The 21645-nt window shown below is 74.7% G+C and carries 20 protein-coding genes; 8 read left to right on the forward strand and 12 right to left on the reverse strand.

Annotated features, from left to right (window positions below; translation table 11 throughout):
* The first annotated feature begins 39 nt into the window (after positions 1 to 39).
* On the forward strand, positions 40 to 894 hold the full coding sequence (locus tag AOM04_RS12720) for an inositol monophosphatase family protein (protein ID WP_062465170.1): 855 nt from the start codon (positions 40 to 42) through the stop codon (positions 892 to 894).
* A gap of 15 nt (positions 895 to 909) precedes the next feature.
* Here the strand turns inward: AOM04_RS12720 and AOM04_RS12725 are convergent, their stop codons facing one another.
* From AOM04_RS12725 to AOM04_RS12745, 5 genes are all read right to left on the reverse strand, one after another.
* Positions 910 to 1635 (reverse strand): anaerobic ribonucleoside-triphosphate reductase activating protein, encoded by a 726-nt coding sequence (locus AOM04_RS12725; RefSeq protein ID WP_082104651.1) that lies wholly within the window; start codon positions 1633 to 1635, stop codon positions 910 to 912.
* A gap of 442 nt (positions 1636 to 2077) precedes the next feature.
* A complete protein-coding gene (locus AOM04_RS12730) occupies positions 2078 to 3583 on the reverse strand; it encodes a DUF7059 domain-containing protein (protein ID WP_062465171.1) in 1506 nt (501 codons plus the stop codon).
* 168 nt (positions 3584 to 3751) lie between these two features.
* Positions 3752 to 5110 (reverse strand): M20/M25/M40 family metallo-hydrolase, encoded by a 1359-nt coding sequence (locus AOM04_RS12735; protein ID WP_062465172.1) that lies wholly within the window; start codon positions 5108 to 5110, stop codon positions 3752 to 3754.
* The gene (locus AOM04_RS12740; protein ID WP_062465173.1) at positions 5107 to 6549 is read right to left on the reverse strand and encodes an MFS transporter; all 1443 of its coding nucleotides are present in this window, start codon (positions 6547 to 6549) and stop codon (positions 5107 to 5109) included. Before AOM04_RS12740 ends, AOM04_RS12735 begins: the two co-directional genes overlap by 4 nt.
* Positions 6550 to 6808: 259 nt before the next feature.
* Positions 6809 to 9169, reverse strand: coding sequence for a sodium-translocating pyrophosphatase (locus tag AOM04_RS12745; protein ID WP_062465174.1), 2361 nt, complete (start codon positions 9167 to 9169; stop codon positions 6809 to 6811).
* Between the two features lie 157 nt (positions 9170 to 9326).
* Between AOM04_RS12745 and AOM04_RS12750 the strand changes: the two genes are divergently transcribed.
* Together AOM04_RS12750 and AOM04_RS12755 are read left to right on the forward strand one after the other, a co-directional pair.
* Entirely contained in the window at positions 9327 to 9869 is a 543-nt protein-coding gene (locus tag AOM04_RS12750) for a sigma-70 family RNA polymerase sigma factor (protein ID WP_062465373.1), read from the forward strand.
* Position 9870: 1 nt separating this feature from the next.
* On the forward strand, positions 9871 to 11688 hold the full coding sequence (locus AOM04_RS12755; RefSeq protein ID WP_062465175.1) for a hypothetical protein: 1818 nt from the start codon (positions 9871 to 9873) through the stop codon (positions 11686 to 11688).
* A 216-nt stretch (positions 11689 to 11904) separates the two neighbouring features.
* Here AOM04_RS12755 and AOM04_RS12760 read toward each other — a convergent pair whose 3' ends face one another.
* Genes AOM04_RS12760 through AOM04_RS15035 form a run of 3 tightly spaced genes read right to left on the reverse strand, consistent with a single transcriptional unit; the run spans position 11905 to position 12769 of the window.
* Complete coding sequence (locus AOM04_RS12760; RefSeq protein ID WP_062465176.1) at positions 11905 to 12276, reverse strand: hypothetical protein; 372 nt, start codon at positions 12274 to 12276, stop codon at positions 11905 to 11907.
* 8 nt (positions 12277 to 12284) lie between these two features.
* Complete coding sequence (locus tag AOM04_RS12765; protein WP_062465177.1) at positions 12285 to 12611, reverse strand: hypothetical protein; 327 nt, start codon at positions 12609 to 12611, stop codon at positions 12285 to 12287.
* Positions 12608 to 12769, reverse strand: coding sequence for a DUF4244 domain-containing protein (locus AOM04_RS15035; protein WP_228373723.1), 162 nt, complete (start codon positions 12767 to 12769; stop codon positions 12608 to 12610). The genes AOM04_RS12765 and AOM04_RS15035 overlap by 4 nt, the downstream gene beginning before the upstream one ends.
* A 184-nt stretch (positions 12770 to 12953) precedes the next feature.
* On the opposite strand from AOM04_RS15035, the gene AOM04_RS12770 reads away from it, so the two are divergent.
* Positions 12954 to 14225 (forward strand): ion channel protein, encoded by a 1272-nt coding sequence (locus AOM04_RS12770; RefSeq protein WP_062465178.1) that lies wholly within the window; start codon positions 12954 to 12956, stop codon positions 14223 to 14225.
* Between the two features lie 12 nt (positions 14226 to 14237).
* Here AOM04_RS12770 and AOM04_RS12775 read toward each other — a convergent pair whose 3' ends face one another.
* Both AOM04_RS12775 and AOM04_RS12780 read right to left on the reverse strand, forming a co-directional pair.
* Positions 14238 to 15122 (reverse strand): type II secretion protein F, encoded by an 885-nt coding sequence (locus AOM04_RS12775; RefSeq protein WP_156160748.1) that lies wholly within the window; start codon positions 15120 to 15122, stop codon positions 14238 to 14240.
* Positions 15119 to 16117: a TadA family conjugal transfer-associated ATPase gene (locus tag AOM04_RS12780; protein WP_062465180.1), complete on the reverse strand. Its 999-nt coding sequence runs from the start codon at positions 16115 to 16117 to the stop codon at positions 15119 to 15121. Before AOM04_RS12780 ends, AOM04_RS12775 begins: the two co-directional genes overlap by 4 nt.
* Before the next feature lie 165 nt (positions 16118 to 16282).
* Between AOM04_RS12780 and AOM04_RS12785 the strand changes: the two genes are divergently transcribed.
* The 3 genes from AOM04_RS12785 to AOM04_RS12790 all read left to right on the forward strand — a co-directional run bounded on the left by AOM04_RS12785 (position 16283) and on the right by AOM04_RS12790 (position 18435).
* Complete coding sequence (locus AOM04_RS12785) at positions 16283 to 17080, forward strand: HAD family hydrolase (RefSeq protein ID WP_062465181.1); 798 nt, start codon at positions 16283 to 16285, stop codon at positions 17078 to 17080.
* 93 nt (positions 17081 to 17173) lie between these two features.
* Positions 17174 to 17329: a hypothetical protein gene (locus AOM04_RS14695; protein WP_156160749.1), complete on the forward strand. Its 156-nt coding sequence runs from the start codon at positions 17174 to 17176 to the stop codon at positions 17327 to 17329.
* A gap of 149 nt (positions 17330 to 17478) precedes the next feature.
* Positions 17479 to 18435 (forward strand): hypothetical protein, encoded by a 957-nt coding sequence (locus tag AOM04_RS12790; RefSeq protein WP_062465182.1) that lies wholly within the window; start codon positions 17479 to 17481, stop codon positions 18433 to 18435.
* Between the two features lie 11 nt (positions 18436 to 18446).
* Here AOM04_RS12790 and AOM04_RS12795 read toward each other — a convergent pair whose 3' ends face one another.
* A complete protein-coding gene (locus AOM04_RS12795) occupies positions 18447 to 18719 on the reverse strand; it encodes a hypothetical protein (protein ID WP_062465183.1) in 273 nt (90 codons plus the stop codon).
* Between the two features lie 139 nt (positions 18720 to 18858).
* On the opposite strand from AOM04_RS12795, the gene acs reads away from it, so the two are divergent.
* The gene (gene acs, locus AOM04_RS12800) at positions 18859 to 20847 is read left to right on the forward strand and encodes an acetate--CoA ligase (protein WP_062465184.1); all 1989 of its coding nucleotides are present in this window, start codon (positions 18859 to 18861) and stop codon (positions 20845 to 20847) included.
* Between the two features lie 103 nt (positions 20848 to 20950).
* Here acs and AOM04_RS12805 read toward each other — a convergent pair whose 3' ends face one another.
* Positions 20951 to 21319 (reverse strand): VOC family protein, encoded by a 369-nt coding sequence (locus AOM04_RS12805; protein ID WP_062465185.1) that lies wholly within the window; start codon positions 21317 to 21319, stop codon positions 20951 to 20953.
* Positions 21320 to 21645: the final 326 nt, after the last annotated feature.

The following is a 21645-nucleotide window of genomic DNA, read 5'->3' on the forward strand; positions in this document are numbered from 1 at the left end:
CTGCGCGGGGGTGTCGGCGGCGCGTGGTTCGATGGACGCATGGAGCCCATCCTGGATGCCGCCGCCCGGGCGGCCGTCGGCGAGGCCATGCGCCGCGTCGCGGACGCCGAGATCCGTCCCCGCTTCCGCGCCCTCGCGGAGCACCACGTGCACCTCAAGGGACCCGGCGACTACGTCACCGAGGCCGATCTCGAGGCCGAGCGGGCGCTCACGCCGATCCTCCGAGAGATCCTCGACGTGCCCGTCGTGGGCGAGGAGGCCACCGCGGCCGACCCGACCGTGCCGGCCGTGCTCGCGACCGAGGGCACGGCGTGGACCGTGGATCCGGTGGACGGCACCGCGAACTTCGTCGACGGCTCCGAGACCTACGCGGTGATGGTCGGGCTCGTCGAGAACGGCGTGCCGGTGGGCGGCTGGATCCTCCAGCCGGAGCTCGGGCACCTGTTCGAGGCGCTCCAGGGCGTGGGCGCGTTCGTCGACGGGCGGTCGCTGTCCGCCGGCGTCGAGGCGTCGCGCGGCGCCGAGGCGCTCGCGTCGCTGCGCGGCGAGGAGCCCCGCGGCGCGGTGTCGCTCAAGTACGCCGCCGACGGCGTGCGCGAGGGGTTGCTGGCCGCCGAGCCCGAGCTGGGCGGCTACGACGAGCTGCGCATGTGCGCGGGCTTCGACTACGCGGACCTGGTGTCGCAGCGGGTCGGCTACCTCGTCTACACGCGCGCCAAGCCGTGGGACCACGTGCCGGGCGCCGCGATCGCCGCCGAGGCGGGCTTCACCGTGGGCCGCATCGACGGCTCGGGCTACCTGCCGTCGATCGAGACGGGCGCGCCGCTGCTCGCCGCCCGCACCGACCGTTGGGAGTCGATCCGCGAGGTGCTCGTGAGGAACCTGGGGCTGTAGGCGGGACGCCCGGGCTCAGCGGCGCTGGAGGTCCGGGAGGTCGTCGTGACCGATCACGTCGAACAGGCCGCGGCCGCCGAGGCGACGACGGTAGTCGGCGGACGCGTGGCAGGCCTCGGCCTGCTGGAGCACCGGGGCGTGGGCGCCGAGGCGCACGATCTCGCGCACCGTCGCGAACACGTCCTCGCGGGTGTGCACGGTGGGGTCGACCGTGAACTGCAGCTCGTAGTCCACGCCGGAGTCGACGAGCGCCTCGAGCGAGTTCCACGCCTGGAAGCCGGCCGTGTCGGTGCCCGTGATGCGGGTGTACATCTCGGGGGTGCCCTTGATGTCGAAGCCGACCCAGTCGACCTCGGGCAGCACGGACGCGAGGCGACCCGGGTGGGCGCCCATCGTGTGGATGCCGATCGCGTAGCCCATCGCGCGGGCCTCGCGGATCGCGGGGATGAGGCCGTCCTGACGGCTCGGCTCGCCGCCGCCGAACACGACGGCGTCGACCAGGCTGCGGTGCGCCTCGAGCTGCTCGAGGACCTCGGCCCACGCGACGCGGCCGGCCTCGGACGGATCGTGGCTCTCGGGGTGGCGGCAGTAGGCGCAGCGCCACGGGCACCCCTGCAGCGTGACGGTCGCGGCGATGCGGCCGGGCCAGGCGGTGACGCCCGAGGAGCGGAAGTCGGCGATCGCGAGCGCGTGCGCGGACTGCGCGGCGATGGCGGTGATGTCGAGCTCGGTGGTGGACATGGGGCGTGCCTCCTGAGTCGGCAGGGCCGCGGGATCTCCGCGGCGGCCTGCTCCGACGTCCGGTGCGGACGTCTTCAGGGTGCGCCGAAGCGGCCTCGTGGGCCGTGCCGACACACCGTCGTCGTGGGTTTCGTTGGCGAGCGGGCGGCGGTCTCCCACCAGCACCTTCTCGACGTGACCATTCTCACCCGGAACGGGGTCCGGCAGGACCGTGGAAGGCGTCTCCGCCAGGGGTCCCGCCGCGAACGTCGATGTCACGTCTCAACGTTAGTTTTGCCACTCCGTGTCCGCCTCGGACCAGGGTCCCGATTCCGGTGTTATCCGGACCACACCGAGACCAAGGTTCGGCAAAGGATCGCGGGCGCGCCCCAAGCCCGCACCATGACACTGCCCCGGGTGAATTCCCTGGAAACTCCCAGTGAGATGGGCCACACACGGACGCCTACGCGAGGAATCCGTCCGCCACCAGCTCGCGGACGGCGGGCACCAGCCCCGCGATCATCCGTGCCGAGTCGACGTCCAACAGGGCCGCGAGCGCGTGCGCGATCTGGCCCGCGGTGAGCTCGCCGTCGCATGCGCCGACGAAGCCCGCGAGCGCGGTGTCCATGGAGATCGAGCGCCCGAGCCCCGCGCCCTGGCGCAGCAGGATGTACGACGGGTCCGCCTGCAGCACCGGCCCGTACTGCTCGCGCGTGACGTCCGCCGCGGCCGTCCACGCGGTGGCGAGCAGCGCATCGTCCGTCAGCGAGGCGACGCGGTCGTGGGCGGCCATCGCGGCCACGAGGTACCCGCCGAAGGGCTCCTGGAGCGGGCCCTCGTGCTGCTCGAGGCGGCGCAGGGTCGGCATCCCGGACAGCGGGCGGCGCAGGAGCACCATGCCGAAGCCCACCGCGCGCACGCCGCGGGCGTCGAAGTCGGACAGGTAGGCGCGGTAGGCGGACTCGAACTCCGCGCGGCCGCGCTCGGGGGTGACGCCGGCGTCACGCAGCCACGTCTCGGCGTACTCGGCGGCGTCGAGCTGGTCGCGCTCGATCACCCACGCGTCGAGCGGCACGGGGGACGCCTCCAGCCACGCCTCGAGGGACTCGCTCCACGACTCGCCGTGGATCTCCCAGTTGCCGAGCATCTGGGCGACGCCGCCCGGCGCGAGCACCGTCCCCACGGTCGACACCAGCGAGGACACGATCCCGTCGCCGGGCACCCCGGACGCGCGGTACTCGAAGCTCGGCGCCCCCTCGGGCGTGATGACGAACGGCGGGTTCGACACCACGAGGTCGAACTCCTCCCCCGCGACCGGCTCGAGCATCGACCCCTCGCGCAGGTCCCAGCCCTCGATGCCGTTGAGCGCCTGGTTGAACGCCGTGAACGCGAGCGCGCGGCGCGAGATGTCCGTCGCCACCACCGACCGGGAGTGCAGCGAGGCGTGCATGGCCTGGACGCCGCAGCCCGTGCCGAGGTCGAGGACCCGCCCGACCGGCGCGCGCATCGTCATCCCCGCGAGGGTGAGCGAGGCGCCGCCGATGCCGAGCACGTGGTCGTCGCGCAGGCGCCGCCCGGTGACGGCCTCGCCCTGGTCCGAGGCGACCCACCACTGGGACTCACCGCCCTCGCCCACCGTGGCATACGGGCGGAGGTCCACGCGGGCGCGCGCCTCGTCTCCGTCCACGTCGATCAGCCCCGCGCGCGCCGCGCCCTCCGCGGTCGCCGTCGGCAGCGCGGCGTCGAGGTCGCGCGTGGGGACGGTGTCGCCGAGGAGGAAGAGCCGGGTGAGCGTCGCCTCGGGGGTGGACGATGCGCGGGCGGCCAGGCGCGCGGGCAGCACCTGCTCGCGGCCGAGGGCGCGCATCGCGCGGTCGCCGACCACGGCCTCGACGGAGTCGACGGTCCAGGTGGCGAGGTCGGCGCGGAGGGCGTCGGCGGCGGCGGGGTCGAGGGTCGGAGCGTTCACGTCCTCGAGGCTAGTGCGGACCACCGTTGACCGCCCACGCGGCCGCGACGCCTCGGTGGCATCGGATCGTGCGATCGATGCTGCACGATCGGGACAGCGGCAGCGCCTGGTGCGATCCGCCGGCGGGCACCGGGCTGGCGCCCGCCGGGGCCGCCGCGAGGGGGTGGCTCAGGCGAGCCGCTCCGAGGTGAGCAGCGCGCGATAGAACGCGACTCCCCTGCCCAGGGACTCGACCTCGACCTTCTCGTTCGGCCCGTGCACGGCCTCGCGCTGGGTCCGCGACATGCGCAGCGGCGCGAAGCGGTAGGTCGCGCCCGCCGCGGGTGCGAGGTAGCGCGAGTCCGACGCGGCGAGCATGACGTACGGGATGGCGAGGGCCTCGGGGTAGGACTCCCCGACGGCCTCGACCAGGGCGGCCCAGCGGGCGTCGTCACCGCGCGGGGAGACGGGCGACGGCTCGGACGGGGACTCGACCGCGATGGCGACCCGCGCATCGTCCACCGTGCGGCGCACGTGCTCCACGGCCTCGGACACGCTCGACCCGACCGCGATGCGGATGTTGAGCACGGCGGTCGCGCGGGTGGCGAGGACGTTGTGGGCGGGGCTGCCCTCGAGCTGGGTGATCGCGACGGTGGTGCGCACCATCGCGGCGAGCTCCGGCGACAGGCGCGGCATCACGCGCGCGAGGAGTCCCCGGAGGGACGATGCGCGGCGCAGCAGCGCGCCGAGCGGACCCCGGAGGCGCCCGCCCACCAGGGAGAGCATCTCGACGGAGACGTCGTTGACCGCGGCCGGGTGGGGGTGCGCCTCGATGCGGGTGAGCGCACGCGCGAGGATGCCGGGCGCGGACTCCTTGGGCGGCGTCGACGCGTGCCCGCCGAGCCCCTCGACGGTGAGCCGCAGGTCCACGATCCCCTTCTCGGAGACGCCGATCACGGCCGCCTCGCCGTCGAGCCCGGGGAACGCGCCGGTCGCGACCGCGCCGCCCTCGTCGAGCACGAGCCACGGGGTGACGCCGCGCTCCGCGAGCAGCGCCGCGGCGGTGGTGGCGCAGTCACCGTACGACTCCTCGTCTGCGCCCATGAGGAGGTAGAGGTCGCTTGCGGGGCTCCAGTCCTCCGCGAGCAGCGACTCGACGGCCTCGAGCATGACGGTGAGCGCGCCCTTGTCGTCGAGCGCGCCGCGGCCGTGGACCCAGCCGTCCGCGATGACGCCGGCGAAGGGCTCGTGCTCCCAGCCCTCGGCGGCCCAGTCGTGCGGGACGGGGACCACGTCCTGATGCGCCATGAGCACCACGGGGCGCTCGGCGGCGGCGCCCGGGACGCGGACGAGCAGGCCGGCGCGGCCCACGGTCTCCACCGCGTGGGCGAAGGTCCGGGGATAGAAGGTGCGCAGCGCATCGTGCAGCGCGGTGAACGATGCGGCGGTGGCGTCGTCGTGCGGACCGGCGTCCCTGGGGGTGACGGTCGGGATGCGGATGAGGGCGGCGAGGCGCTCGGCGACCTCCTCGGCGGCGGGGACGCTCACGCCGCGGCCGCCTCCGGCTCGGGCGCGTTGGCGCGGAACGCGACCTTGGGCACGGCGAACAGGCACAGCGCGGCGACGATCGCGGTGCCGCCGCAGATCGCCCACACCGTGACGTAGCCGCTGAGCGTGCCGGCGGTGGACCCGCCCGCGCCGGAGGCCGCCCCGCTCACGAGCGCGACCGCGAAGGCCGCGGAGGCGAACGAGCCACCGATGGTCTTGGTGGTGTTGGTGAGCCCGGTCGCCATCGCGGTCTGGTGCGCGGGCGCGGCGGAGGCCGCCGCTGCCGGCAGGGCGGCGACGAGCGCGCCCGAGCCCAGGCCCGCCACGACCATGCACGTCACCACCACGGCGGTGGACCCGTGCAGCGGGATGAGGGCCAGGTATCCGCCCGCGACCAGGAACGATGCGGCGATCAGCACCGCGCGCGGGCTGTACCGGGCGCTGAGGCGGGCGAACAGCAGCGCGCCGACCAGCAGCGACATCACGTACGCGCCGATGAGGTACGACGCGGTGGCGGACGTGAGGCCGAGGCCGTAGCCGACCTCGGAGGGGTCGGTGCGCGCGAACGTCGACAGCGGCCCCTGGGCGCCGAGCACGCTCACGCCGAACAGGCCCGCGGTGAGGATGACGGGCCAGACGGTCGGCGACTTGATGAGCGCGATGTCGACGAGCGGGTCCTTCGCGCGGCCCTCGGTGCGGACGAACAGCCACATGAGAGCGAGCCCGGCCGCGATCGTGAGGACGACCCACGGGGTGAAGCCGTCGAGCCGCACGAGGGACAGCCCGCCGGTGAGGGTGAGGAGGCTCAACGTGAGGAGCACGGTGCCGCGGGTGTCGATCGTGCCCTCGTGGCGGACGCCCGTGTCGGGGACCTTGAGGAGCACGACGAAGAACGCGACGGTGACGAGCGCGGCGGGGACGGCGAGGGTGGCCCACAAGGGCAGCATCGAGCCGAGCTGGCCGCCCGCGAGCGCGCCGAGGATCGCACCCGCCTGCAGCGCGGCGACGATGACCCCGGCGCCGCGGCGCGTGAGGGCGGCGCCGTCCTCGCGGCCACGGGCGCGCGAGTGGATGATCGCCACGTTGAGCGGCAGCCACACCACGTAGAAGCCCTGGATGGCCCACGCGAGCACGTAGAGCGGGAAGCTCGGCGCGAGCGCGACGCCCCAGGAGGCCAGCGCCGTCACGACGAGCGACCCGAGCAGCACCTTGCGGTGGCCGACGATGTCGCCCAGCCGCGCGAGCACGGGGACCACGATCGCGCTGAGAAGCAGCTGGGCGGCCTCGAACCAGTTGACGTCCGCATCGTGGATGCCGAGGTGCCGCGCGATGTCCGTGAGCAGGGGCGTGTAGTAGCCCTGCAGGACTCCCGAGGTGCCCTCGACGACGACGAGCGCGCCGACGACGCCGCCCGCCAGCTTGGTGTTCATCCGTGCCATCCGGGCATCGTGCCAGGTGCGTGTGTCGCGGGTGTTGCGGCGCGCGGGCGCGTCCCACCCGACCGCTCCCCACACACCGCCGTGGATGTGAACGTTCGCCCTCTGCCACTCGCGTCGCGAATCCCGAGAAGGGCACCCGCGACTGCATCTCGCGTGTGGAGCACGGTAACGGCATGGAGTGTCACGCCGGTACGGGGCCGGGCGCGGCGCCCGTCCTCTGGGGGGTGGGTCGGGCGCCGCGCCGCCTCCGGGGGCGCGCCTAGCGCTGCTCCCCGCCCGCGGGCACGCCCGCGGGGGTCTCAGGTGCCGGGGCCGGCGCGGCCGCGGCGTCGGGGTGCTCCTCGGCGGCGGCCGCATCGGCCTCGCTGGCGATGCCGCCCGCGTGGGCCCGGCGCGATGCGAGGAACACCGCGGTCACCGCCACCGCCCCGGCGATGCCGGCGATGAGCGCGCGCAGCCACGGGCTGGCGGAGTCGCCGTAGGACAGCATCACCACTGCGGGGGCGATGAGCACCGCGACCAGGTTCATCACCTTGATGAGCGGGTTGATGGCGGGGCCGGCGGTGTCCTTGAAGGGGTCGCCGATGGTGTCGCCGATGACGGTGGCCTCGTGCGCGGCGGAGTTCTTGCCGCCGAAGTAGCCGTCCTCGACGATCTTCTTGGCGTTGTCCCACGAGCCGCCCGAGTTGGCCAGGAACACCGCCATGAGCACGCCCGTGCCGATGGCTCCCGCCAGGAAGCCCGCGAGCGCGCCCACGCCGAGCGCGAAGCCGACGAAGATGGGCGCCATCGCGGCGAGCAGGCCGGGGGTGGCGAGCTCGCGCAGCGAGTCGCGCGTGCAGATGTCGACCACGCGGCCGTACTCGGGGCGCTGCGTGCGGTCCATGATGCCGGGCATCTCGCGGAACTGGCGGCGCACCTCGAACACGATGGCGCCCGCGGCGCGGGTGACCGCGTCGATGGCCAGCCCCGAGAACAGGAACACGGTCGCGCCGCCGATGATGAGGCCGACGAGCGTGAGCGGGTGGATGATCTCGTAGCTGAAGTCCGCCGCGGTGGCGGCCGCGTCCGAGAGCGCCTTGGCGACCGCGTCCGAGTAGGACCCGAACAGCGCCGTCGCGGCCAGCACGGCGGTCGCGATCGCGATGCCCTTGGTAATCGCCTTGGTGGTGTTGCCGACCGCGTCGAGGTCGGTGAGGGTCTTGGCGGCCTCCTCGTCGACCTCGCCGGACATCTCGGCGATGCCCTGCGCGTTGTCCGAGACCGGCCCGAACGTGTCCATCGCGACGATCACGCCGACCGTGGTGAGCAGCCCGCAGCCCGCGAGCGCGACGAGGAACAGGGCCAGCGTGATGGACCCGCCCGCGACGGCGAAGAGGATGACGATCGCGCCCGCGATCACGGTGGCCGTGTAGACGGCGGACTCGAGGCCCACGCCGATGCCCGCCAGCACCACGGTCGCGGCGCCGGTGAGCGACGTGCGCGCGACCCGGCGGGTGGGGCGCTTCGCGGTGTCGGTGAAGTAGCCGGTGATCCACAGGATGAGGCCGGCCAGGCCGATCCCGACGAAGACCGCGATGGTGGAGACCAGGCGCGGGTCGCCGGTCTCGCCCTCCACCGAGGCGCCGTGCAGGTCGCCGAAGGAGGCGGGCAGGTAGACGAAGGCCGCGACCGCGGCGAGCACCGCGCCGACCGCGGCGGCCGTGTAGAAGCCGCGGTTGATGGCCTTGAGGCCGGGCTCGTCTCCGCGGACCTTGGTGATTGCCACGCCGATCGCGGCGACCAGCGCGCCGATCGCGGTGACGATCAGCGGGAAGACCAGGCCCTCCTCGCCGAAGGCCGCCTTGCCGAGGATGAGAGCGGCGACGAGCGTCACGGCGTAGGACTCGAACAGGTCGGCGGCCATGCCGGCGCAGTCGCCCACGTTGTCGCCCACGTTGTCGGCGATGGTGGCGGCGTTGCGGGGGTCGTCCTCGGGGATGTGCTGCTCGACCTTGCCCACGAGGTCGGCGCCCACGTCGGCGGCCTTGGTGAAGATGCCGCCGCCGACGCGCATGAACATGGCGAGCAGCGCGGCCCCGAAGCCGAAGCCCTCCAGGACGGCCGCCGCATCGTCCCGATACAGGAAGACCACCGCGGCCGCGCCGCCCAGGCCCATGCCGACCACGGACATGCCGACCGCGCCGCCGGTGCGGAACGCGATGCGGGCGCCCTCGGCGCGGCCGCCGTCGCGGGTCGCGGCCGAGGCGACGCGCACGTTGGCGCGCACCGCGAGCCACATGCCCATGTAGCCGATCGTCGCGGAGCAGCCCGCGCCGAGCAGGAAGAAGAGGGACCGGCCGACGCGGATGCCCGCGTCGCCGGGCAGGAGGAACAGCAGCGCGAACACGAGCGCCGCGAAGAGGGCGAGGGTGCGCAGCTGCCGGTTGAGGTAGGCGGAGGCGCCCTCCTGGACGGCGTCGCCGATCTCGTTCATGGCCTCGGAGCCGGCGGGCGCCTGGAGGACGTTGCGGCGCAGGAACCAGGCCGCGATGAGCGACACGGCGGCGATGACCCCGATCACGACCACGATGGCCGCGTTGCCGGAGCTGACCTCCACGACGGTGGCAGCGGCGTGCATACGTCCTCCTCGACGTCTCCCCGACACGACGGCGTTGTCGCGCCCGCAAGGGGTACTTCGGCCACTGTAGGGGACGAAGGGCCCTCGTGAGCAGGTGCGACCCAACGTTTTCGCGTCGCCGCGCGTCGACATCACGAGGCACGACGAGGTGGGGACCATGAGCGACTGGCGCGACACGATGACCCAGCTGGTGCGCGACCGCGAGCGCGCGCTGCTCGGCTACGCGTACCTGGTGTGCGGCGACGGCGTGCACGCGCAGGACCTGGTGCAGGACGCCCTGGTGCGCACGTTCTCGCGCCCGCGGCCCGGGCTCACCGCGCTCAAGGCGGAGGCGTACGTGCGGCGCGCGATCACCTCGGTGTACATCGACGGCTACCGCCGCGACCAGCGGTGGCGCCGGGTCCAGCACCTGTTCCGGCCCGGCTCCGAGGCGATCGACCCGCTCGCCGGCGTCGAGGCGGGCGCGGACGTGCTCGAGGCCCTCGCGACGCTGGCCCCGCGGGAGCGGGCGTGCGTGGTGCTGCGCTACTTCGACGACCTCACGGTGCCGCAGATCGCGCAGCACCTGGGGCTCGCGCCGGGGTCGGTGAAGCGCTACCTGCACGATGCGCTGGGCCGGCTCGAGGTGCTGCTGGGGCCCCTCGAGGAGCCCGCGGATGAGGACGATGCGGCGGCGCGCCGCGTGAGGGACGGTGAGTGAGATGAGGCTCTCGGATGCGCTCCGGGGCGCGGCGGACCGCGCCCCGCTGGACGGGCTCGAGGTCGACACGCGGCGCGTGGGCCGCCGGGTGGCCGCGCAGCGCGGCCTGCGGACGGGCTCGGCGGGCGTGGTCGCGGCCGCGATGGTCGGCGTGGTCGGCTACGCGGCGATCGCGGGCGGCGGCGGATCGGCGGGATCGTCCGCGGACGATGCGGGGGGCCGGTCCACCGCGGGCGCCGCCACCGATCAGGGCGCGCCGGAGATCGCGCCGAGCACCCCGGAGATCGGCGGGGACTCGGCGGGTGTGGATGGCGCCGCGGGTGCGGGGGGCGCCGCGGGCACGGCGCTCGCCTGGGGCGTCTGCGGGTCGACGCTCCCGGAGACCGGCTGGAGCGACGCGCCGGCGACGCTCGAGGCGTCCGTCGGGTCCGACGTGGCCGCGGGCGGTCGCCTCGACGTGTCCGTGACCACGGTCGGCGCCGTCGATGGCACCTTCGAGACCTTCGGCATCGCGGGCGTGGTGCTGTGGGACGGCACGGTGGTCGGCTACCTCGGCGGCGACGCCGCGCCGGCGGAGGCCTTCGACGTGACGCTCGCCAGCGGCGTCGCGCGGGTCGACGACCTCACGACGCCCCTGGTGAACTGCTGGGACGGGGCGGCGCTGCCTGCCGGGAAGTACGAGCTCGTGCTGACCCAGGAGTTCGCGGCGGTCGACGCGACCGCGACGGAGCCGTCCGCGGGCGCGGGCGGCTCGATCGCGGCCGACGCGGCGGTGCGCGCGGTGGCCGACCCCGTGGGCTTCGCGATCGCGGGCGACGCGGTCGCGGACCCGTTCGGCGCCTACCTGGGCGGATCCACGACGGACCCGGCCCCGGCGCCGGACCCGACCCCCGACCCCGGCAGCACCTCGACGACCGCGCCCGACGAGCCGCTGCCCACCATCGACCCGAGCGCGCTCACGGCGGGCACGGCGCGCGACCTCTACACGGCGGGCCTCGCGGGCGCGTGGGACATGGCGCCGGGGACGTCGCGATGGATCGCCTCGGGCGACTCCACAGGGACGGTCGCGACGGCGTGGTTCGGGTGCGGGTCGCCGGACGGCTTCCCGGCGAGGTCCTCGGCGATGAACCTGCTGGACGTCGGCGTCGACGCCCCCGCGGCGATCGACCTGAGCTACGGCTGGGTGGTCGACGGCAACCCCGAGGTCACCACCACGGTCACCAACGCGTCGCGCTGGGACCTCACCGGGTTCTGGGGCAAGGGCAGCGTGCAGCTGGTGCTCGTGCGCGACGGCCGCGCCGTGGCCGAGGCCTACCCGGTCGACCCGCGGCTCTCCGCGAACGTCGGGGTCGCGGCCCGGGCCGCGGGCGCGGCGGATGCACAGGGCGCGGCGGGCGCCGCGGAGCCCGCGATCGCGATCGCGCCGAGCCCGGCCGACGGCTCCCTGGCCGCCGGCGAGAGCGTCGCCAGCACCCTGCTGTGGCGCGACGTCACGGGCTGCTGGTCCGATGCCGGGCAGGCGACGGTCGAGCCCGGCGACTACACCCTGCTCGCGATGCAGTACGTGAGCGTCGGCTCCGTCGCCGCGGTCGCGTACGACCTCAAGGGCGACGGCGCCGCCGACTCGACCCTCGGGTCGGGCGACGCAGTGGCGCCCTTCCCCGACGCGGCGTCGTCGCCCGACACCGCGTCCTCGTCCGGGTCGGTGTCGAGCGGCTCGACCGGGTCCGGGACGGCGATCGACGGCGGCACCGCCGACCCCTACGACGCCCTCGACCTCCAGGTGTGGGTGTCGCTCGGCGCCGTCACGGTGCGCTGAAGGGGCCTCCAAGCAGGGGCGACCCGTGTGGGGTTAGTCACATCTTGCGCATAAGCGACGCGACACGGGCGACGCTGTTATGGAATTGCTCACCGATTCACGTATTGAATCGGGGGACGCGGAGGTCCTCGGACCCCGCGCACAGGCTTCCTGACAGCGGCACGATCCCTCAGCCGTCCGCTGACAGGAAGACCGCCGGCGGTGGCCCGACCCCCCTCAGCTCGGGCCGCCGCCGGCACCTTCTCTCCCCGCCCGCGCGGAGGCCTCCCGGCCGTCGACCTCGACGGTGACGGTGACGGCGGCCGAGGCGTCGAGCCCGCATCGCACCGCGGTCGCCCCGACCCGCGCCGCCGCGGACCGCGCGACGGCGCACGCCGCGTCGGCACCGGACGGCGACGCACGCGCGAGCGCGGCACGCGCCTCGACCGCCCCCGCCAGGGCGGCGCCGTCGGCGGCCGCCTGCGCGGCGGCACCGGCCGTCAACGCCCCCACTCCCGCGGCGACCGCGAGCACCGCCACCAGCGCCGCCATCGCGACGGCGAGGGCCGCGACGGAGCCCGCCCCCGCATCGTCCCGCGCGCGGCGCATCGGAGCCCTCATCCCTGCTCGGGCAGCGCGGCGACGGCGGTGCGCACGCCCCACGGCCACCCCAGGTCGACGCCGACGCTCACCTGGACCCACCCCGCGCCGCGGGTCACGCCCACGGCAGCCTCCCCGCCGGCGGCACGGGTCGCGGCCGCCACCGCGGCGTCGTCCCCCGCGACGATCGCCGCCCGGGCCCCCGCGAGCGCCGCCGCGGGCACCGCCACGCCGGCCGCGGCGGCCTGGACCGCGGACAGCGTCCACGCGAGCACGACGACCGCGGCCGGCAGGGCGAGCGCGAGCTCCACCGCCGCCGACCCGCGGTCGTCGCGCCCGGTCATCCGCCCAGCGCGCCGCGGAGGATGCCGAGGAGCAGGCCCCGCACCTCGTTGGACTTGAGGATCACCACGAGCAGGCCCGCGAAGCCCGCCGCGGCGACGGTCACGAGCGCGTACTCGACCGTGGCCATCCCCTCGTCCCCGCTGAGATCCCGTTCCATCTCCACTCCCTTCTGTCGGTACGGACCACGTTCCCCGCCGCCGCCCGCGCGGTCACGGGGTGCTTGCGGATCCGTGGATGGCGCGGGGGTCGATCGGGGCCGGGGACATCCGCGGGCCGTAGAGTGGCGAGCGTGAGCCGCGCCTCGCGCGGCGCCGAAAGACCTGCAAGAACGAGGGGCGGCCATGACCGACAGCTCGCACGGCCCGAGTCGATCCGACCTGCTGCGCTCGGCGCTGCCCGCCGCACTCGTGGGCGCCGGCGGCGCCGTCGTGCTCTTCGGGGTCGACGCGATCGCCGAGGTCCTCCACCACGTGTGGTGGGAGTCGCTGCCGCACGCGCTGGGAGTCGACGGTGAGGCGCGCTGGTGGGCGGCGATCATCCTGGTCGTCACGGGCGTCCTGGTCGGACTCACGCTGGCGAAGGCGCCCGGCCACGGCGGCCACGACACCGCGACCGTGGAGCTCGTGTCGCCGCCCCTGCCGCTCAAGACGCTGCCCGGCGTAGCGGTCGCGCTCATCCTCGGGCTCGCGGGCGGCGTCAGCCTCGGCCCGGAGGGCCCGATCATCATGGTCGCCACCGGGCTCGCGGTGCTCGCGTACCGCCGCTTCCTTCCGCAGGTCCCGCTGCCGATGGTGCTGATGATCTCGACGTCCGCGATGCTCGGCGCCATGCTGGGCACCCCGGTCGCCTCGGCGCTCGTGCTCAGCTCGGTGCTGGGCGGCACCGCGGCGGGCCAGCTGTGGGACCGCCTGTTCGCGCCGCTGGTCGCGGCCGGAGCGGGCGCGGTGGTCTACCACCTGCTCGGCGGGACGTCATGGGACATGGGCCTGCCCGCGTACACGGCGCACTGGGTCGACCTGGTCTCGGCGGCGGTCATCGCGGTCGTCGGCGCGGTCCTCGGCGCGCTCGCCGCGGGGACGTTCGCGCCCGCGCACCGCGCGTTCCGTCGCCTGGGCGGCCCCGTGGTCTACGTCACGGCCGGCGGTGTGCTGCTCGCCGTGCTGGCGCTCATCGGCGGCCAGATCACGATGTTCAAGGGCGCCAACGAGACCGCCGAGATCATCGCCAACCGCGACGAGTACGCGATCGGCACGCTCGCGCTCATCGTGGTGGTCAAGCTCGCCGCGATCGTCGTCTCGGGAGCCGCCGGGTTCCGCGGCGGCCGCATCTTCCCCGCCATGTTCACGGGCGTGGCGCTGGGCGTGCTCGCCCACGCGATCGTGCCCGGCGTGCCGCTCGCGCTGTCCGTCGCGTCCGGCGTGCTCGGGGTCGTGTTCGCGGTCGGCCGCGACGGCTGGATCGCGCTGTTCGCGGGCGTGCTCATCTCCGGCTCCGTGACCGTGCTGCCGATCCTGTGCGTCGCCGTCCTGCCCGTGTGGCTGGTGCTCACGCGCGCGCCGCACATGCTGGTGCACGAGGAGCCCGCGGCCCCCGCGCCGGCCCCCGCCTCCTGACCGGCGGCCGCGCTACCCGACGACCACCCCCTCCCCGAGCGTCCCGCCCACGACGGCGACCAGCAGCGGCGCGAGCCCGACCAGCACGAACGCCGGCAGCAGGCATACCGCGAGCGGCAGCGCGACCCGCACCCCCAGCTCCCCCGCCGCGACGGCCGCGACGGTCCGGGCGCGCCGGGCCGCCGACGCGGCGACCGCGTCGAGCGAGGCGGCCGGGCTGGCACCCGCCTCCACGGCGGGCAGCACCGCGCGGGCAAGCGGCTCCCAGCGCGGCTCCGGCGGCGAGGGCCCGCCCGGCGCGCCCGGCAGCGCATCGGCGATCGCGGCGAGGCCCGGCTCGCCCAGCGCGTCCCCGACGGCGCGCAGCGACCCCGGCACCGAGGCCCCCGCCGCGAGCGCGGCGGCGACCAGGGCGGCCCCGGCGACGAGCGCATCGTCCCCCGCGCCCGCACGCTCCGCTCGGGAGACGATGCGCCCCGTCCACGCGCGCCCGGCCCACGTGAGCGCGGCGCCGGCGGCCAGGAGGCACCACCCGAGCGGCGTCAGCGCGAGGATGCGGGGCGTGCGCGCGTCGACGAGCGCGCCGAGCGCGATCCCGACGGCCGGCAGCCACAGCAGGATGCGGGCGCTGAGCCGCGGCCCGGCGAGGGCGGCGCGACGCAGCGCCTCGGCCTCGCGGGCGTCGGCCGCCGCGCGCGCGATCGCGAGCAGCATCGACGCGAGCGGCGCGCCGGTGCGGGCGGCCAGCGCGTCCGCCGCCGCGACGGCCCGGTCGAGCGACCCCGCCGGCCGCGCGGGCACCTCCACCCCGGCCCGGGCCCACGCCTGCGCGGCGGGCAGCCCCGCGCGCAGCAGCCCGACCACCCGCGGCAGCGACTCGTCCCATCCCTCGCTCACGCGGCCCTGCCCTCCCCGAGCGCGCGCAGCCCGGGCCACGCGGGCCCGTACCTCTCTCCCGACGCGTCCCGCTCGAGCGCGGTCACCGCGGCGAGCCCGTCACCGTCGGCGCGCAGCCGCGCGAGCTCGACCACGCGGCGCCCCGCCGGCCCGCGCTCGACGTGGATCACGACGGCGAACGCCGCGGCCGCCTGGGACGCGAGCTGGGCGGGGCTCAGGCCCGCGAGGGCCGCGAGCGCCTCGAGCCGCGCGGGCACGTCGCGCGCCGAGTTCGCGTGCACCGTCGTGAGCGCCCCGCGGTGGCCGGTGTTGGCGGCGGCGAGCACCTCGCGCAGCTCCGCGCCGCGGCACTCCCCCAGCACGATCCGGTCGGGACGCATCCGCAGCGCCTCGCGCACGAGCCGCGCGAGCGGCACCCCGCCCGCGCCCTCCACGTTGGGACGCCGCTCGACCAGCCGCACCACGTGCGGGTGCCCCACGGGCAGCTCGCCCGCCTCCTCGATGAGGATGATCCGCTCGCCCGGATCGGCGAGCGCGAGCAGCGACGCGAGCAGGGTGGTCTTGCCGGCGCCGGTCGCCCCCGACACGAGCAGCGGCACGCGGGCGCGCACGAGCGCGGCGAGCAGGTCCGCGAGCTCGGGTGTGAGCATCCCGCCGCCCACCAGGTCGGCGAGCGCGAACGGCGCGGCACGGATGCGGCGCAGCGAGATCGCCGCGCAGCCGTCGGCCACGGGCGGCAGCACGGCGTGCAGCCGGGTGCCGTCGGCGAGGCGCGCGTCGACGGTGGGTTCCGCATCGTCCAGCCGGCGGCCGGCCGACGCGGCCAGGGCGACGGCGAGCGCGCGCACGTCGTCGGGGCCGTCGAGCGCGAGGGCGCGCCGCTCGAGGCCCGCGCCCCTGTCGATCCACGCGGCGTCGGGCGCGTGCACGAGCACGTCGGTGACGCCCGGCAGCGAGAGCAGCGGGGCGAGCGGGCCGGCAGGGATGGCGATCACCCCGCCACGATGCGCGCTCCACCCGCCGGGCGCGAGGCCCGCCGGGGCATCCGTGGAGGACCGGCGGGCCGCCCGGGGCCGGGGACATCGGCGCGCCGACGCGCGTCGCGCGGCTCCCGGCGGTGCACCCCTGGCGGCGTCGGAGCCCACCGTTAGGCTTGCGCCATGAGGACCGCCGGATCGCGCCGCAGCGCGGCCTTCTTCGACCTGGACAAGACGATCATCGCGCGGTCGTCGTCCATGGCGTTCTCGCGCTCGTTCTACGAGGGCGGCCTGATCACGCGCACCAAGGCGCTGCGCACCGCGTTCGCGCAGTTCCTGTTCGAGGTCGGCGGCGCCGACGAGCGCCAGACCAACCGCCTCCGCGACGCCCTCAGCGAGCTCGTCGCGGGCTGGGACGTGTCGCAGGTCGAGGAGATCGTCGCGGAGACCCTCCACGAGCACATCGACCCGATCGTCTACCAGGAGGCGCTCGACCTCATCCGCCGCCACCACGCCAACGGCCGCGAGGTCGTCATCGTGAGCGCGTCCGCCGCGCAGGTCGTGGTCCCGATCGCCGAGCTGCTGGGCGCCGACGCCGTCGTCGCCTCCCGCATGGAGGTCGAGGACGGCCACTTCACCGGCGAGATCTCGTTCTACGCGTACGGCCCGGCCAAGGAGGAGGCCGTGCTGGCGCTCGCGGAGGCCCGCGAGTACGACCTCGCCTCGAGCTACGCGTACTCCGACTCCATCACGGATGCGCCCATGCTCGACGCCGTCGGCCACGGGTTCGCGGTCAACCCCGACCGGGCGATGCGCCGCGCCGCCCACGGCCACGGCTGGGGCGTGCTGACGTTCCGCAAGCCGGTGGGCCTGCGCTCGCGCTCCGCCGCGCGCCCCGCCATCGTCGCCTGCGTCGCGATCGGCGCAGTGGCCGCCATGTGGATCCTCGCCCTCGCGAGCCGCCGCGACCGCACCGCCTGACCGGGCGGGACCTTCTCACCAGGCGATATGCCCTGATTGCGTTAGTGTGAGAGCGCCGCCGAGCTCGTCGGGCGGCAGCTGTGGGGGACAGACATGAACAAGGCGCTCGTCGCCGCCGCCGTCGGCGTGCTCGGACTCGCACTCGGATTCGGGGCGGCCTGGCTGTGGGACAACGTCCGCGACGACGGATCCGGCGCGCCCGCCGCGACCCCGGGCAGCACCGCCTCGGCGACCGTCGCATCGTCCTGACGCACGCCCCGTCGCGACCGCCCAGAAGGTGACGAATCCGGCACGACGGAACGGGCGAGGCGCACCTGCGGGACCCCCGCGATGACGTATCCTCGCCACAGCCCCCTCGCGACGCCGGCGGGCTGAGCCCACCCCTGCCGAGGACATCCATGCGCAAGTTCCTTCTCGCCCTCGCGGCGACCGTGATCGCGGTCGCCTCCGCCGCCGCAGGGTGGTTCGGGGTGAAGGCATGGAAGACCTCGCAGGACGCGCCGGCGCCCTCCGCGAGCTCGGTCACGCAGGCCACCAGCGGCGAGACCAAGGCCGTCACGTTCCGCCTGTCCGAGGTCGACAAGTCCGTCGAGGGCCTCTTCACGTCCCCGCAGTGCGGCGACACCTGGACCCCGCCGTCGCAGGAGGCCAACGGCGTCCTGCCGAAGGTCGACGCGTCGCTGCGCCAGGTCTCGGGCGTCGACACGGTGTCCGTGGTGCCGGGCTACACCACCGAGACGGCCGGCCTGGGCTTCCTGGCCTCCGAGGGCAACATCATCGTGACCAGGGACGATGTGGTGGTCACCCCGGATTGGGGCGCGGACTTCGTGCCCAACTACTACGTGGTGACGCCCGGCGAGACGACCCTCACGCAGAACAACGTCGAGTTCACCGGCTCGACCCTGTGCGACGTCGCCGACGAGCTCAACGCGATCTGGCAGGGCTTCGACTGGTCGACCGCGACCGACGCAGAGATCGCGGCCAAGCAGGCCGAGACCCAGCAGTTCAACGAGGACCACAAGAGCCTCGCGCCGGGCCACTACAAGGTCTACCAGTGGTCGCCCATCATCCTGGGCGAGCCCGCCGCGATCGCGCGCGTGCTCGCCGGCGAGGGCATCACCGGCCTCGCCGGGCTCCAGTACAACGCCGGCTACACCGCGCTGTACGACGACCCGCGCATCGCGGCCCACTGCACCGACCAGACCGACGCGGACGGCAACCTGCTCGAGCGCTCGTGCGACGTCCCGGAGGACGTGCTGGCCGAGGTGCTGCAGCGCCAGGTGCCGGTCGAGTACATCGCCGACGTGCCGCCCGCGGTCGCGTTCTCCGTCGCGGCCGAGTTCGACGTCAAGTAGGCGTCGCGCGCTCAGCCGGACTTGCGCCGGAACTGCTGGACCCCGTGCGCGGCGCCGTTGCCGTGCAGGTGCGCGCCCGGCCCCTGCGCGGAGCCCTGCACTCCCCCGCCCTGGCCGTCCCTGCCGGCCGCGGCCGCCATGAGCGCCTGCGCGTCGCCGCCCTCGACGGCGGCGAGGAACTCCTGCGCGGGTGCGTCCGTGAGCCGCCTCGCGAGCTTCCCGTGGTGGAAGATGGTCACCTCACCGCTCGGGCCGGTGCGGTAGTCGTAGCCTTCGGCGCTCATCGCCCCAGGCTCGCACGGGCCGCGCCCGACCGCATCCCGAACCCGCGCATCGTCCCCCGCGACACGGCCAACCGATCGAATACCAGGCCGTCTAACAAAGCCTTCACACGCCCGGGACCTTCGTCCTAGGGTGTCGCGCATGGACAACGTCGCCCATACCCTGGAGAACCTGCACACCGAGACGCGGTCGTTCCGGCCGCACGCCGCCTTCGCCGCGCACGCGAACGCGACCTCGTACGAGTACAAGAAGGCCGGGGTGGACCGGCTGCAGTACTGGCGCGAGGCCGCGCTCCGCCTCGCCTGGCACGAGCCGTTCACCGAGATCCTCGACTGGTCCGACGCGCCCGTCGCGCGCTGGTTCCACGACGGCACCCTCAACGCGTGCGACAACGCCGTTGACCGCCACGTCCGCGAGGGCCGCGGCGACCGCGTCGCCTTCCACTTCGTCGGCGAGCCCGGCGACACCGAGACCCTCACGTACGCCGACATGCACGAGCGCGTGCAGCGGGCGGCGAACGGCCTGGCGTCGCTCGGCATCACGAAGGGCGACCGGGTCGCGATCTACCTGCCCCAGATCCCCGAGGCCGTGGTCGCGATGCTCGCGTGCGCGCGCATCGGCGCGATCCACTCGGTGGTCTTCGGCGGCTTCTCCGCCGACAGCCTGCGCCAGCGCATCGACGACGCGGAGGCCAAGCTCGTCATCACGGCGGACGGCGGCAACCGCCGCGGCGCGCACCTCGCGCTCAAGCCGCTGGTGGACGATGCGGTGGCCGGCCAGCCCGAGCAGGAACCTGCCGCGTCGGTCGAGCACGTGCTCGTGGTGAGGCGCACCGGCCAGGAGACCGCGTGGACCGAGGGTCGCGACCTGTGGTGGCACGACGTGGTCGACACGCAGCCCGCCGACCACGAACCCGTGTGGGTCGAGGCCGAGCACCCGCTGTTCATCCTCTACACCTCGGGCACCACCGGCACCCCGAAGGGCCTGTGGCACTCGACCGGCGGCTACCTCACGGGCGCCGCGCAGACGCATCGGCTCGTGTTCGACATCAAGCCCGAGACGGACGTCTACTGGTGCACCGCGGACGTGGGCTGGATCACCGGGCACTCGTACATCGTCTACGGGCCCATGATCAACGGCACCACCCAGGTGCTCTACGAGGGCACCCCCAACACCCCGCACGAGGGGCGTTGGTGGGAGATCGTCGAGCAGTACAAGGTCACCATCCTGTACACGGCGCCCACCGCGATCCGCACGTTCATGAAGTGGGGCGAGGCGATCCCGAACCAGTACGACCTCACGTCGCTGCGGCTGCTCGGCTCGGTGGGCGAGCCCATCAACCCCGAGGCGTGGATGTGGTACCGCCGCGTCATCGGCGGGGACCGCTGCCCCATCGTGGACACGTGGTGGCAGACCGAGACCGGCGCGATCATGATCTCCCCGCTGCCGGGCGTCACGGCGACCAAGCCGGGCTCCGCGATGACGGCGGTGCCGGGCACCTCGATCGACGTGGTGGACGATGCGGGGCGCCCGGTGGGCAACGGCGAGGCCGGCTACCTGGTGATCACCGAGCCGTGGCCGTCGATGCTGCGCGGCATCTGGGGCAACCGCCACCGGTACGTGTCGACCTACTGGAACCACTTCGACGGCGTGTACTTCGCGGGCGACGGCGCCAAGAAGGACGTCGACGGGGACCTGTGGCTGCTGGGCCGCGTCGACGACGTCATGAATGTGTCTGGCCACCGCCTCACCACGACGGAGATCGAGCACTCGCTGGTTGCGCATCCGTGGGTCGCGGAGGCCGCCGTCGTGGGCGCCGCGGACGAGGTGACGGGTCAGGCGGTGGTGGCATTCGTGATCGTGCGCGAGGATGCGCATGGCGTGCCGTCGGAGGGGTCGGAGGTCGCGGCCGCGCTGCGCGAGCACGTGCGCCGGCAGATCGGCGCGCTGGCCAAGCCGCGGACCATCCTCGTGGTGTCCGAGGTGCCCAAGACGCGCTCGGGCAAGATCATGCGCCGCCTGCTCAGGGACGTGGCCGAGAATCGGGCGACCGGGGATGTCACGACGCTCGCCGACCCGTCCGTGATGGACGCGATCCGCGGCGGGCTCGAGGCGGGGCGCGCGGACTGACGGCAGGGTCCGGGGCCGGATCTGGGACGCTCAGCACTCCCGGATCCGGTCCGGGGCGGCCTCGCGGGACGCTCAGCTCCGCGCCGCGCGTCTCCCAGCACCGTCAGCGGCTGCCCTCCTGGTGCAGCGCGAACTGGTTGCCGTCCGGGTCGGTCACCATGACGAAGATGCCGCCGGCCATCCGGCTCGGCGGGCCGCCGAGGTCGGCCCCGCGCGCGAGCAGGTCCTCGTACGCGGCATCGATGTCGTCGGTGTCGATCACGAGCCCGCGCAGGCCGCCGGCCGGCATCGCGTCGAACCACGTCACGAGGGTCACGGTCGCCCCCGACGAGCCGGGCGGCGCGAGCTGGATCCAGCTCATGCCACCGCCGAACGGCGCCTCCTCGACCACGGTGAATCCGAGTACGTCGACGTAGTACGCCTTGGCACGCTGCTGGTCGCTGACGGGGATCGAGACCACGGAGATGTTCATGCGGCCCATCATGCCGCCGGGGGGGCCGGTCGCGGGCTCGGGACGCTCAGTCCTCAGAATCGCGGGCGTTGGCGGATCTCGGGACGCTCAGTCCTCCGCCTCCCCGAGGGCCCGCCCCAGGGCCTCTCGCACACTCCGAGGACCGAGCGTCCCGAGATCGCGCTCGAACGCGGATCGTGAGGACTGAGCGTCCCGACCGGCAGAGGTGCGGAGGTGGGCGTCCCGGGAGATGGGGTGCTCAAGGATCCGGGAGTGCTGAGCGTCCCAACCCACCCCCGGGGGAAGGCGAAGGGGCGGGGGACGATGCGCGCGCATCGTCCCCCGCC

The sequence above is a fragment of the Demequina soli genome, assembly GCF_000971195.1.
Taxonomy (GTDB): Bacteria; Actinomycetota; Actinomycetes; order Actinomycetales; family Demequinaceae; genus Demequina; species Demequina soli.